The organism is Ruegeria sp. BB9 (assembly GCF_056539345.1).
Window position 1 is genome coordinate 1,217,626 of the sequence record NZ_JBQFUU010000001.1, and the last position, 13,351, is coordinate 1,230,976.

Sequence of the window (13,351 nt, forward strand, 5' to 3'; positions counted from 1 at the left end):
CCATTGACAAGCCGTGGGCCGTGCCTCAGTGCTCGGCTCATGCTACGGATCGAGAACATCACCTATTCGGTTGAGGGCCGCCCCCTGTTCGAGGGCGCCAGCGCCACCATTCCCGAAGGCCACAAGGTGGGTCTGGTCGGCCGCAACGGCACCGGCAAGACTACTCTGTTCCGCCTGATCCGGGGCGAGCTGGCGCTGGAATCGGGCAGCATCACCCTGCCCCGCCGCGCGCGGATCGGCGGTGTGTCACAAGAGGTGCCCTCGTCCAACGTGTCGCTGATCGACACGGTCCTGGCCGCCGACACCGAGCGCAGCGCCCTGATGGCCGAAGCGCAGGAGGCCGCCGACCCCGACCGGATTGCCGAGATTCAGACCCGGCTGGCCGATATCGATGCCTGGTCGGCCGAGGCCCGCGCGGCCACGATCCTCAAGGGGTTGGGCTTTGACGATGCAGATCAGCAGCGGCCCTGTTCCGATTTCTCGGGCGGCTGGCGGATGCGGGTCGCTCTGGCGGCGGTTCTTTTCTCGCAGCCCGACCTGCTGCTTCTGGACGAACCGACCAACTATCTGGACCTTGAAGGCGCGCTGTGGCTGGAAAGCTATCTGGCGAAATATCCGCATACGGTCATCGTCATCAGCCACGACCGGGGCCTGCTGAACCGGGCGGTCGGCTCGATCCTGCATCTGGAAGACCGCCAGCTGACCTATTACGCGGTGCCCTACGACAAGTTCGCCGAACGCCGCGCCGAACGTCTGGCTCAGGCCGAGGCCGAAAACGCCAAGGCCAAGGCCCGCATCGCCCATCTGCAAAGCTTCGTTGACCGGTTCCGCTACAAGGCGTCCAAGGCCGTTCAGGCACAATCGCGGCTGAAGATGATCGAACGGATCCAGTTGATCTCGACCCCGCAGGAGGCCGCCTTGCGCGCCTTCTCGTTCCCCGAGCCCGAGGAACTGTCGCCGCCGATCATTCAGATTGAGGGCGGCGTCACCGGCTATGGCGACACCGAGGTGCTGCGCCGGCTGAACCTGCGCATTGATCAGGACGACCGGATCGCGCTGTTGGGGAAGAACGGTCAGGGAAAATCGACACTTTCCAAGCTGCTGTCGGACCGGTTGCCCCTGATGGCTGGCAAGATGACTCGCAGCAGCAAGCTGCGCATCGGGTATTTCGCCCAGCATCAGGTGGATGAGCTGCATGTGGACGAAACACCGCTGGATCACCTGCGGCGCCTGCGCCCGACCGAGACCCCGGCCCAACTGCGCGCGCGTCTGGCCGGGTTCGGGCTGGGCGCGGATCAGGCCGAAACCGAGGTGGGCCGGCTGTCGGGCGGCCAGAAAGCGCGCCTGTCGCTGCTGATCGCGACGATCGACGCGCCGCACATGCTGATCCTCGACGAGCCGACCAATCATCTGGACATCGAAAGCCGCGAGGCCCTGGTCGAGGCGCTGACTGCCTATTCCGGTGCTGTGGTTCTGGTCAGCCACGACATGCACCTGCTGGGGCTGGTGGCCGATCGGCTGTGGTTGGTCTCGGACGGCACGGTCAAAACCTTTGACGGCGACCTGGAAGCCTATCGCCAGATGCTGCTGGCGCGCGACAAACCACCGGCCCGGGAAAAACCGGCCGCCAAACCCAAACGCGCCTCTCGCGATACCATTCTCGCGCTACGGGCCGACCTGCGGAAATGCGAGGAACGGCTGGAGAAATTGACGGACATGCACGAAAAGCTCTCGGCCAAATTGTCCGACCCGGCCTTGTACGAAGATGACCGGATCGCTGATCTGGAAACCTGGAACCGAAAATTCGCCGAGGTGGTCGAGGCCATGTCCCGCGCCGAGGCGCTGTGGGTCGCCGCCGCCGAGCGGCTGGAAAGCGCAGAGGCCGCCGCATGATCGAAATGGCATTCTTCATAACCGCGTTCACAACCCTGTTCGTTGTGATCGATCCCTTTGGCACCGCACCGATCTTCGTCGCGCTGACACAAGGAATGGACCCGGCCACCCGTCGCCGCGTCGCCTACCGCACGTGCCTGACCGCTTCGGGCATCCTTATCGCCTTCGCCGCTTTCGGAGAGGCGGTTCTCGGCTTTGTCGGCATCTCGATGGAGGCTTTCAAGGTCGCTGGCGGCGCATTGCTGTTTCTGACCGCGCTCGACATGCTGTTCGAGCGGCGCAACAAGCGGCGCGAGGACCGAGCGGAAGAAGAAGAGCACCCTGACCCCTCGGTCTTTCCGCTGGCCATTCCGCTGGTGGCCGGGCCCGGATCGATCGCAACGATCATCCTTCTGGCCGGTGAGCACCCCGGCATTCAGGGCATCGCTGCCGCTGTCGGCGTGATGCTTGCCGTGATGGCGGTTGTATTGCTGTTCTTCTTGTCCAGCGGCCTGATCGCGCGCATTCTGGGCAAGACCGGCCTGACCGTGCTGACCCGCCTTCTGGGCATGTTGCTGGCCGCGCTGTCGGTTCAGTTCATTCTTGACGGGCTCAAGGCCTTTGGGTTCGCGTCCTGAAACCCCATATTGCCCTTATGAAAGAAGGTTTCGGGTGCCCGCATGGATGGTAACGATTTTGGACGGTTGGCCTATCTGGTTCTGCTGGGAGCCGCACTGCTGATGTGGTTCTTCACTCACAATCGGCAGTCGTTGGGGAAGACCCTGCAGATGGCTATGGCCTGGGTCTTCATCTTCATCGGGATCATTGCCGTTGTCGGCCTTTGGGGCGACATCCGCTCGACCGTTGGCGTATCTCCGCAGATGTCCGTGACCGGAGATGTGATCGAAGTACCCCGCTCGTTCGACGGGCACTACTACTTGCCGATGCTGGTGAATGGCAAACCGGTGACATTCCTGGTGGATACCGGGGCCAGCCAGATCGTGCTGAGCCCGCAGGACGCGGAGCGCGTCGGATTCGATACCGGTCAGCTGACCTTTCACGGGCGTGCCTCGACCGCAAATGGGGTGGTCCAGACTGCGCCTGTGCGCCTCGACAGCCTGGCGTTGGGGCCCATCACGGACCGAAATGTTGCGGCATGGATCAACGGAGGAGATCTGGACCAGTCCCTGCTTGGCATGGATTATTTGCACCGTTTTTCCAACATCCAATTTTCTGATGGCCGGATGATCCTGTCGCGCTGAACGGTGGCTTTCGGGATTGAGAACAAAGTGCGAACATGCTAGCATTCGGCCATGTCCACGCATCTTCTTGGCCGCAAACCGGCGCGCGCGGCGCCGGGGCTGACCCTGCATGATGAGATTTCGCTGCAACTGGCCCGCGTGCACGAGGCCTGCGGCCCCGCGCGGCGCAGCTTTGCCATGTGGCTGGCCGGTCAGGCGCAGGGGCCGGTTCTGTGGATCTCGCCCGCGTGGGAGGCCGATCAGCTGAACCCCGACGGCATGATGCCCTTTGCCGATCCCGCCCGTTTCCTGTTCGTCCGCCCCACCCGGGCCGAGGACCTGCTGTGGTGCATCGAAGAGGCGCTGCGCAGCGGGGCGGTGCCGCTGGTGGTCGGCGATCTGCCGGGGGCACCGGGTCTGACGCCGGTGCGCCGGATGCATCTGGCCGCCGAACAGGGGGGCACGATGGGTCAGGCCCCGCTGGGCCTGCTGCTGACCCCGGGCGACGGCGGTGCGCAGGGGATCGAGACGCGCTGGCACATGGCCCCGGCGCACACGGGCCAGACTCGCCGCTGGACCCTGACCCGCCGCCGCGCCCGCGCCCTGCCCCCGGTCAGCTGGCACGCCACCCAGACCGCGCCGCGCACCGGGCTGCACCTGCAACGGATCGGCGTCGAGGAAACCTGCGCCTGACCGACCGGCCCCGGATCACGCAAGTTGTGACTGGTCAAACTGCATCCCGCCCCCTAGCGTGCCGAAATGACCCATCCGATCCACGACAGCCGCTATTCCTGGCTTCGCCTTCTGGTCACGCTGGCCATTGCGGCGGTGGCCAATGTGGGCATGTGGGCGGTGATCGTGGTGATGCCCGCGATCGAGACCCAGTTCGGCGCCAGCCGGGCCGAGGCCTCGATGCCCTACACGCTGGCCATGATCGGATTTGCGCTTGGCAACATGTGGCTGGGTCAGGTGGTGGACCGGCTGGGCGTGACCAAGGCGCTGATCGGTGCCGCAGGCCTCAGCGCGCTCAGCTATCTGCTGGCGACATGGGCGCCGACGATCACGATGCTGTCGGTGGCGCATCTGCTGCTGGGCTTGGGCACCGCCGTCGGGTTCGGCCCGCTGATCGCCGACATCTCGCACTGGTTCCTGCGCCGACGCGGGATCGCCGTGGCGCTGGTGGCCAGCGGAAACTACCTGTCCGGAGCGATCTGGCCCACGCTCCTGTCCGGTATCCTTGCCCGCGACGGGTGGCAGCAGGTCTATCTGACATTGGCGGTCATCACCCTGATCGTGGTTATCCCGCTGTCGCTGCTGCTGCGCCGGCAGGTCCCGGCCGAGGCGCATGGCACCGCCGCAGCCGCCGCGCAGATCAACGCGCGCAGCGTCGGCCTGTCGCCGCGGACCCTGCAATATGTGCTGGGCCTCGCCGGAATTGGCTGCTGCGTCGCCATGTCGATGCCGCAGGTCCACATCGTCTCCTACTGCGTAGGGTTGGGCTATGGCCCGGCGGTCGGGGCCGAGATGCTGTCGCTCATGCTGATGGGCGGTGTCGTCAGCCGGATCATCTCGGGGCTGGTGGCAGACAAGTTGGGCGGCGTTCACACGTTGCTGATCGGGTCGATCCTGCAATGCATCGCCCTGTTCCTGTTCCTGCCTTATGACGGGATGGTGTCGCTCTATGTCATCAGCCTGTTGTTCGGACTGGCGCAGGGCGGCATCGTGCCCAGCTATGCGCTGGTCGTCCGCGAATACATGCCCCCGCAAGAAGCCGGGGCACGGGTCGGTTTCGTGATGATGATGACGATCATGGGCATGGCGCTGGGTGGCTGGATGTCCGGCTGGATCTATGACGTGACCGGGCAGTATGAACTGGCCTTCGTGAACGGGATCCTGTGGAACGGGCTGAACATCGCCATTATTGCGACACTGCTGATACGCTCGCGGCCGCGCCAGGGGCGGGTTCCGGCATGAGCCGCCTGACCCGCCGAACTCTGGTACTGGCGGGGCTGGCATCGCTGCCCTTGGTGCGGCACGCCGTGGCCGCCCCGGTTCCGTATATACTTGAAACACAAGGGACATTGATCGAATTCACATTCGGTCTGGCTGGCTCGGCCCAGACCGGCACCATGCCGATCCAGACCGCTGATGTTCTGGTGGACACGAAAAACCTGCGCAACAGCATGGTCGACGTCGTCCTGAACGTCGCCGAGGCACGCACGAAACTGCCGTTTGCACGCGGCCCGATGCTAAGCCGATCCGTGTTGGATGCCGCGCGGTTTCCATCTATCCACTTCGTCTCGACGGCCGTCAGCCTTGGCCCCGGCGGACGCATTTCCGACGGAGCGACCGTCACCGGCGATTTGACGGTGCGCGACGTGACTCGTCCGATCACTCTCGATGCCGCGCTTTATCGCCCGCCGGGTTCCGCAAAGGACGATCTGGACCGGCTGTTCATCCATTTGACCGGCGCGTTGAACCGGAACGATTTCGGCGCCACCGGCTATGCGGACCTGGTCGACGAAACTGTGGGATTGAACATACGAACCGAAATTCGCAGAAAACCCTGAAACTGGCGGAAAACGACACCACAAAGTCGAATAGCCGCGCGCATCGTCATACGCCATTCGGACATCTACTGGACCCATGCGTACCATCATCTCATTCGCCGCCCTTTTTCTTTCGGTCATTCTTTTGCAGCTTTCCACGGGCGGCGTGGGTCCGCTGGACGCGATATCCGGCCTGACGCTGGGGTTTTCAACAGAACAGATCGGCCTTCTGGGCTCGGCTCACTTTTTGGGCTTTTTCGCGGGATGCTGGTGGGCGCCAAGGCTGATGGGATCCATCGGGCACTCGCGAGCCTTTGCGGTCTGCACGGCTCTGGGCGCGATGGGTCTGATTGGCCACACGTTGACCGAAAACTCCTATGCCTGGGCAGCGCTGCGCATTGCCTCGGGGACCTGCGTGGCGGGTTGTTATACGGTTATCGAGGCCTGGCTGAACGCAAAAGTCACCAACGAAACCCGCGGCCGCGCAATGGGCACATACCGGCTGGCCGATATGGGAGCATCGCTGAGCGCGCAGTTGATCATCGCCGTTCTGCCACCTGCCTCATATGTCTCTTACAACCTGCTGGCCATCCTGTGCTGTGCCTCGTTGCTGCCGCTGACCCTGACGCGCGCCAGCCAGCCCGAAACCCCGGAGACACCGCGTTTGAGGCCCAAGCTGGCCTGGAATTGCTCGCCCTTGGCGGTGGCTGGTGTGATCGTCTCGGCCATCAGTTCTGCTTCGTTCCGGATGGTTGGTCCGGTCTACGGACAGGAGGTTGGGCTGGGCGTCGATCAGATCGCGTTCTTTCTGGCCGCTTTTGTTTTGGGCGGCGCGCTGGCGCAGTATCCGGTTGGGTGGCTGGCCGACAAATACGACCGGCGCTGGGTGCTGATCTGGATGTCGATTGCCGCTGTTGTCAGTTGCAGCATCACCATGGCGGCCAGCGGCACAGGCACCGTGGGCGTCATGCTGGCCGCCGGATTGTTCGGCATAACGACCTTTCCGATATTCTCGATCTCTTCGGCGCATGCCAACGACTTCGCCACCACCGAGCAGCGGGTGGAACTGTCGGCGGCGCTGATGTTCTGGTACGCGCTGGGGGCTATCGCCTCGCCCTATGTTTCCTCGACGCTGATCGAGCAATTCGGCCCCGGCGCGCTGTTTGCCTTCGTGGCATTGGGTCACGCGGTCCTGATCGTCTTTGGACTGGCCCGGATGCGCTCGCGCCCGACGCCCGAAGAACGCACCAACTACGTCTACGCGCCGCGCACGTCCTTCACCATCGGCCGCCTGCTGAAACGCTCGCGCGAAGGACGATAGCATTCTGGGGCTGGGATTTCCCGATCCGGTTTGATAGAGCGCGCGCAGACAGTTAGGCGGAAACCAAACATGGCTCGGATTCTCATTACCTCGGCAATTCCCTACATCAACGGGATCAAGCACCTTGGCAACCTGATCGGCTCGCAGCTGCCGGCGGATCTGTTCGCGCGCTACCAGCGCGGCCGCGGCAACGAGGTCATGTTCCTGTGCGCCACCGACGAACACGGCACCCCAGCCGAGCTGGCCGCCGCCAAGGCGGGCAAGCCGGTCGCCGAATACTGCGCCGAGATGCACGAGGTGCAGGCCGACATCGCCAAACGCTTTGGCCTGAGCTTCGATCACTTCGGCCGCTCGTCCAGCCCGCAGAACCACAAGCTGACACAGCATTTCGCCGGTAAGCTGGCCGAGGCCGGGCTGATCCGCGAAGTGACCGAGAAGCAGGTCTATTCCAACGCCGACGACCGGTTCCTGCCCGACCGCTACATCGAGGGCACCTGCCCCAACTGCGGTTACGAAAAGGCCCGCGGCGACCAGTGCGAGAACTGCACCAAGCAGCTGGACCCGACCGATCTGATCGACCCGCGCAGCGCGATTTCCGGCTCGACAGACCTCGAGGTACGCGAGACCAAGCACCTGTACCTGCGCCAGTCGGCGATGAAGGATCAGCTGGACGCATGGATCGACAGCAAGACCGACTGGCCGGTGCTGACCACCTCGATCGCCAAGAAATGGCTGCATGACGGCGACGGCCTGCAGGATCGTGGCATTACCCGCGATCTGGACTGGGGTATCCCGGTCAAGAAGGGCGACGAAGACTGGCCCGGCATGGAAGGCAAGGTCTTCTACGTCTGGTTCGACGCGCCGATCGAATACATCGCCTGCGCCAAGGAATGGGCTGACGCGCACGGCAAGCCGGATGCGGAATGGGAACGCTGGTGGCGCACCGACAAAGGCGCCGACGACGTGCGCTATGTGCAGTTCATGGGCAAGGACAATGTGCCCTTCCACACCCTCTCCTTCCCGGCTACGATCTTGGGCTCGGGCGAGCCATGGAAGCTGGTCGATCACCTGAAGTCGTTCAACTATCTGAACTATGACGGCGGACAGTTCTCGACCAGCCAGGGCCGTGGCGTCTTCATGGACCAGGCGCTGGATATCCTGCCCGCAGACTACTGGCGCTGGTGGCTGCTGAGCCACGCGCCCGAAAGCAGCGATAGCGAATTCACCTGGGAGAACTTCCAGCAATCGGTCAACAAGGACCTGGCCGACGTGCTGGGCAATTTCGTCAGCCGGATCACCAAGTTCTGCCGCTCGAAATTCGGCGAAGAGGTTCCGGTCGGTGGCGCATACGGCGAACGCGAACAGGCACTGATCGAGGAACTGACCAAACGCATCCGCGCCTACGAGGCCCACATGGAGGCGATGGAGGTGCGCAAATCGGCGCAGGAATTGCGCGCGATCTGGGTTGCGGGCAACGAATACCTGCAGGCCGCGGCACCGTGGTCGACCTTCAAAGAAGACCCGGAACAGGCCGCCGCGCAGGTGCGGATGGGCCTGAACCTCATCCGGCTTTATGCGGTGCTGAGCGCGCCGTTCATTCCCGAGACTTCGGCCAGGATGCTGAGCGCGATGAACACGCTCGACACCAGCTGGCCCGAGGGCGTGGACGCCGCGCTGAGCGCCCTGCCCGCCGGGCACGCGTTCACGGTGCCCGACGTCCTGTTCGCCAAGATCACCGACGAACAGCGGGAAGACTGGCAAACACGTTTTGCCGGGGTGCGAAGCTGAGTACATCAAGGGGGCCGGCGGCCCCCTTTTTCACAACCAATTGACCCGACCGATCAAGTTAAATCGTCGGACGATATTGGTTCGATGACCGAGACATCCCCGGACAGGGTTCGAGCGTTTAAAATTCAAATACTTGAGAATTTTCAACAATACCTCCATCCTGACTTGGAGTTTAGTCGACTCGGGCTTCAGGAACGGTCCGGTTCGACCCAAATCCCGGTTCGAATGAGGCACTCGCAATGACCGTTGAAAAGACGCTTACCCACACGACCAGCAATCGGCCGCTCTCGCGCCTCGGCCTTTGCGCGACTTTGCTGGCAAGCCTTGCGTTTACTCCGGTCGTATTTGCCCAGGATCAGTCCGATGCACCGCCGCCCAAGGTTTCGATTGCGGCCGCATACACTCAGGAAATCACCGAGGAGGCTGTTTTCATCGGGCGGGCCGAAGCCACGGACAACGTGGACATCATCGCACGGGTCAGCGGTTTCCTGGAAAGCCGGAATGTGGAAGAAGGCTCGTTGGTCAACGAGGGCGATCTGCTGTTTACCATTGAACCCGACCTGTACCAGGCCACGCTTGACGCCCGAAAAGCGGATCTTGATCGGGCCGAAGCCAATCTGGAGCTGGCCAAGGTCGACCTGGCCCGCAAGGAGGAGCTGTACAGGCGCGACGCAACGCCGGAATCCGAGCGCGACATTGCCCGCGCGAACGAGCTGGTGGCCGAGGCCGAAGTCAAAGCGGCCAACGCAGCCATTCAGCAGGCGCAGCTCGATCTGGACTACACACAGATCCACGCCCCGTTTTCCGGTCGGATCGGTCGGATCAGCACCAGCGTCGGCGACGTGGTCGGCCCCAACACCGAACCGCTGGTCAACCTGATCAGCGAAGCGCCGATCTACGTGAATTTCTCGTTGAATGAAAAGCAGTTCACCTCCGTTCTTCAGACGGTTGGTGAGACGGCCTCCACCCTCGCTGAAAGCAACAAGAGCCCGATTGTCCGGCTTACGCTGCCCAATGGTACCGAGCTGGAAGAAACCGGCAAGATCGTGTTCGTGGACAACCGGATCGATCCGTTGACCGGCGCGATCACCTTGCGCGCCGAGTTTGCAAACGACAAACGTCTGATCGTGGATGGCGCCTTTCTTAACGTTCACATCGAGGCGCTTGAACCCACGCTTGAGGTGCTGATCCCTCAAGCTGCCCTGCAGCGGGATCAACGCGGAGAGTTCGTCCTGGTGGTCAACGACAAGCAGATGGTCGAACAGCGCTACATTACGACCGGCGAAACGGTCGGCTCGGCCGTGATCGTCAAGGAAGGTCTGCGTGATGGCGAAAGCGTCATCGTGGAAGGGCTGCAAAGGGTGCGCCCGGGTGTTGCCGTTGACGCCGTTGTCGCCTCTGAACAGCCGGGAGAATAATTGATGTTTTCCGCCCTGTTCATCAGCCGGCCCAAGCTGGCACTTGTGATCTCGCTTGTGCTGACAATCATGGGTGCGATCGGCTACATGGTCCTGCCGGTTGCCCAGTTCCCAGACATTACGCCGCCGGTGGTCAGCGTCACGACGACCTACACCGGCGCCAACGCCGAAACCGTTGAAAACACGGTTGCCGCGCCGATCGAAGCGCAGGTCAACGGCGTGGATGACATGATCTACATGACGTCCACATCCTCGGACAACGGCTCGTATTCGCTGAACATCACCTTCGAGGTGGGCACCGACCCCGACATCGCGTCGGTCAACGTGCAGAACCGTGTGGCACAGGCCATGTCCTCGCTGCCGACCGAAGTTACCTCGTCGGGGGTGGTGACGCAGAAAGCGTCGACCAACATGCTGTTGCTGGTCACGCTGACCTCGCCCAACGGCACCTATGACAGCGTGTTCCTGTCGAACTACGCGTCGATCAACCTCAAGGATGCGCTGGCGCGAGTGCAGGGCGTGGGCAAGGCCGACGTTCTGACCAACCTGGAATACGCGATGCGGATCTGGATGGACCCCGACAAGATGGCCGCCCTGTCCATCACGCCGGGTGACGTGATCTCGGCCATTCGCGAACAGAACATCGAGGTTTCCGCTGGCTCGATCGGTGCCCCGCCGGTGCCCGAAGGCCAGACGTTCCAATACACGATCAAGACCAAGGGACGCCTCACGTCTGCCAAGGAATTCGGCGATATCGTGATCCGCACCGGCGACGCCGGCTCTATCGTACGGGTCCGTGACATTGCGCGCGTCGAACTGGGGGCTCAGTACTATGCCGCCTCCGGTTTATATCAAGCCGTACCTGCCACCGTCATCGGCATCTATCAAGCGCCGGGCGCCAATGCGCTGGCGGTGTCCGATCGGGTTCAGACAGAACTGGAGCGCCTGTCGCGCGCCTTTCCGACGGATGTCGAATACGACGTTCCGTTCAACACCACCGATTTCGTCGAACAATCCCTCAACGACGTGGTATCGACGCTGGTTCTGACCTTCATCCTGGTAATTTCGGTCGTGTTCATCTTCTTGGGCAGTTGGCGGGCGACCATCATTCCGGCGGTGGCGATTCCGGTCTCATTGATCGGGACATTTGCGTTCCTGCTGCTGTTCGGGATGTCGCTCAACACAATCTCGCTTTTCGCACTCGTGCTGGCCATCGGGATCGTGGTAGACGACGCTATTGTGGTCGTCGAAAACGTGGAGCGGATCATCGCCGAGGAAGGCCTGCCGCCGGCCGAAGCGACCCGCAAAGCCATGGGGCAGATTACTGGACCGGTCATCGCGACAACTCTGGTTCTTCTGGCCGTGTTCGTGCCCGTGACCTTCATGCCCGGTATCTCGGGGCGGCTGTACTCACAGTTCGCGGTAACAATCTCGACCGCCGTCGTCATCTCGTCCATCAATGCGCTGACCTTGTCGCCAGCGCTGTGCGGTTTGGTCCTTCAGGCGCGTTCAGGCCCACCCAAGGGTCTGCTGGCGGTGTTCGAGAAATTCATCGGGACGATGCGCGCAGGTTATGTGTCCATCGTGCGCAAGCTGCTGATCGTCCCCGTGGTCTCGCTTGGGATCATCGCGGGCTTTGCCTTTGGCGGCGTGACGATCATGTCGAACACCTCCAGCGGGTTCCTGCCGCTTGAAGACAACGGCTATCTGTTCGTGGACATCCAATTGCCCGACGCGGCCACACTGGAGAGAACCGAGGCGGTATCCAAACGTGTCGATGACCAGATCCGCGAGATTCCGGGCGTGGCGAATACCGTTCTGATCAACGGTTTCTCACTACTGAACGGAACCATCACCAACGGCGCGGCTGTGTTCGTCAACCTCGACAACTGGGATGAACGGCAAGACGAGGATCTGACGGCGGACGCCATCCTGCAGAAAGTACTGGCCATCGCAAACGGCGAATCCGCCGCCTCGATCGTCGCGTTCAACCCGCCGCCGATCCAAGGTCTTGGCATGTCGGCGGGCGTCGAAATGGAGGTTCAGCAAACCGGAGGCGGCTCGCCGCAGGATCTGGCCTCGGCCGTGGGATCCTTTGTCTACGCGGCCAACCAGCGGCCTGAAATCGGCCAAGCCTACACGACTTTCCGGGCCAACGTCCCGCAGCTGTTCGTGGATCTGGATCGGGAAAAGGCAAAAACGCTGAACGTATCGGTCGCCGAAATCTTCCAGACGATGCAGGCTCAGCTTGGCTCGTACTATGTGAACGACTTCAACCTGTTCGGCCGCGTCTATCGCGTGATGATCCAGGCCGAAGGGTCGTATCGCGACAACGTCGAGGACATCTCGAACCTGTATGTCCGCTCGAACACTGGTGAGATGGTCCCGCTGGGAACGCTGATCGACGTCGAAAACGTGCTTGGCCCGGTTCTGCTGAAGCGCCACAACCTGTTCCGTTCCGCGACGGTGACGGCAGTTCCGGCAGAAGGTCTGTCAACGGGTGATGCGATCACCGTGATGACCGAAGAGTCGGCGACCGCCCTACCTCCGGGGTATGCCTTTGAATGGACCGGTACCGCCCAGCAACAGCTGGCATCCGGCGGGCTGGTCGTGGTGATCCTGGGGCTGGCGATCATGTTCGGGTATTTGTTCCTGGTCGGACAATACGAAAGCTGGACGATGCCGGTCTCAATCCTGCTGTCGGTGATCGTGGCCCTGTTCGGCGCGGTTGCGGCGGTGGCGATCGTGGGCAGTGACATCAACCTGTACACGCAGATCGGGATGATCATGCTGGTGGGGCTTGCGTCAAAGAATGGCATCCTGATCGTGGAGTTCGCGATGGAGCAGCGGGCCAAAGGCCTGTCTGTCAAAGACGCTGCCGCCGAGGCTGCTCATCAGCGTTTCCGGGCCGTCATGATGACCGCGCTGTCTTTCCTGTTGGGCGTTGTGCCCCTGCTGGCCGCCAGCGGCGCTGGTGCCGCCAGCCAGAAGGCAATTGGTGTGGCCGTGTTTGGCGGGATGCTCGCCGCGACCCTGTTCGGGGTGATCCTGGTGCCGGTCCTATATGCGGTGATGCAGAGCATGCGAGAGTGGATCAAGGGCACGAACAAGGATCCCGACCCTTCGGAAAAGGCGGCCTGACCGACAGAAAAAAGATACGCC

At 62.5% G+C, this 13,351-nt stretch carries 10 protein-coding genes; all 10 read left to right on the forward strand.

The window, feature by feature from the left end:
• The first annotated feature begins 39 nt into the window (after positions 1–39).
• The gene (locus ACR0FC_RS06125; protein WP_170338982.1) at positions 40–1,893 is read left to right on the forward strand and encodes an ABC-F family ATP-binding cassette domain-containing protein; all 1,854 of its coding nucleotides are present in this window, start codon (positions 40–42) and stop codon (positions 1,891–1,893) included.
• Entirely contained in the window at positions 1,890–2,510 is a 621-nt protein-coding gene (locus ACR0FC_RS06130) for a MarC family protein (RefSeq protein ID WP_093961850.1), read from the forward strand. The genes ACR0FC_RS06125 and ACR0FC_RS06130 overlap by 4 nt, the downstream gene beginning before the upstream one ends.
• A gap of 42 nt (positions 2,511–2,552) precedes the next feature.
• Positions 2,553–3,134: a retropepsin-like aspartic protease family protein gene (locus ACR0FC_RS06135; protein WP_170338984.1), complete on the forward strand. Its 582-nt coding sequence runs from the start codon at positions 2,553–2,555 to the stop codon at positions 3,132–3,134.
• 51 nt (positions 3,135–3,185) lie between these two features.
• A complete protein-coding gene (locus ACR0FC_RS06140) occupies positions 3,186–3,806 on the forward strand; it encodes an ImuA family protein (protein WP_170338986.1) in 621 nt (206 codons plus the stop codon).
• Positions 3,807–3,872: 66 nt separating this feature from the next.
• On the forward strand, positions 3,873–5,087 hold the full coding sequence (locus ACR0FC_RS06145; RefSeq protein ID WP_170338988.1) for an MFS transporter: 1,215 nt from the start codon (positions 3,873–3,875) through the stop codon (positions 5,085–5,087).
• Complete coding sequence (locus tag ACR0FC_RS06150; protein ID WP_170338990.1) at positions 5,084–5,683, forward strand: YceI family protein; 600 nt, start codon at positions 5,084–5,086, stop codon at positions 5,681–5,683. The genes ACR0FC_RS06145 and ACR0FC_RS06150 overlap by 4 nt, the downstream gene beginning before the upstream one ends.
• Positions 5,684–5,759: 76 nt before the next feature.
• Positions 5,760–6,983, forward strand: a complete 1,224-nt coding sequence (locus ACR0FC_RS06155; protein WP_170338992.1) for an MFS transporter — start codon at positions 5,760–5,762, stop codon at positions 6,981–6,983.
• A 69-nt stretch (positions 6,984–7,052) separates the two neighbouring features.
• A complete protein-coding gene (gene metG / locus ACR0FC_RS06160) occupies positions 7,053–8,771 on the forward strand; it encodes a methionine--tRNA ligase (protein ID WP_170338994.1) in 1,719 nt (572 codons plus the stop codon).
• Between the two features lie 239 nt (positions 8,772–9,010).
• On the forward strand, positions 9,011–10,189 hold the full coding sequence (locus ACR0FC_RS06165) for an efflux RND transporter periplasmic adaptor subunit (protein WP_170338996.1): 1,179 nt from the start codon (positions 9,011–9,013) through the stop codon (positions 10,187–10,189).
• A gap of 3 nt (positions 10,190–10,192) precedes the next feature.
• A complete protein-coding gene (locus tag ACR0FC_RS06170) occupies positions 10,193–13,330 on the forward strand; it encodes an efflux RND transporter permease subunit (RefSeq protein ID WP_170338998.1) in 3,138 nt (1,045 codons plus the stop codon).
• Positions 13,331–13,351: the final 21 nt, after the last annotated feature.

What these genes read in the sequence shown, in the direction of transcription:
- ACR0FC_RS06125 (WP_170338982.1), top strand. Translation starts at nt 40, where the DNA reads ATGCTACGGATCGAGAACATCACCTATTCGGTTGAGGGCCGCCCCCTG.
- ACR0FC_RS06130 (WP_093961850.1), top strand. Translation starts at nt 1,890, where the DNA reads ATGATCGAAATGGCATTCTTCATAACCGCGTTCACAACCCTGTTCGTT.
- ACR0FC_RS06135 (WP_170338984.1), top strand. Translation starts at nt 2,553, where the DNA reads ATGGATGGTAACGATTTTGGACGGTTGGCCTATCTGGTTCTGCTGGGA.
- ACR0FC_RS06140 (WP_170338986.1), top strand. Translation starts at nt 3,186, where the DNA reads ATGTCCACGCATCTTCTTGGCCGCAAACCGGCGCGCGCGGCGCCGGGG.
- ACR0FC_RS06145 (WP_170338988.1), top strand. Translation starts at nt 3,873, where the DNA reads ATGACCCATCCGATCCACGACAGCCGCTATTCCTGGCTTCGCCTTCTG.
- ACR0FC_RS06150 (WP_170338990.1), top strand. Translation starts at nt 5,084, where the DNA reads ATGAGCCGCCTGACCCGCCGAACTCTGGTACTGGCGGGGCTGGCATCG.
- ACR0FC_RS06155 (WP_170338992.1), top strand. Translation starts at nt 5,760, where the DNA reads ATGCGTACCATCATCTCATTCGCCGCCCTTTTTCTTTCGGTCATTCTT.
- metG (WP_170338994.1), top strand. Translation starts at nt 7,053, where the DNA reads ATGGCTCGGATTCTCATTACCTCGGCAATTCCCTACATCAACGGGATC.
- ACR0FC_RS06165 (WP_170338996.1), top strand. Translation starts at nt 9,011, where the DNA reads ATGACCGTTGAAAAGACGCTTACCCACACGACCAGCAATCGGCCGCTC.
- ACR0FC_RS06170 (WP_170338998.1), top strand. Translation starts at nt 10,193, where the DNA reads ATGTTTTCCGCCCTGTTCATCAGCCGGCCCAAGCTGGCACTTGTGATC.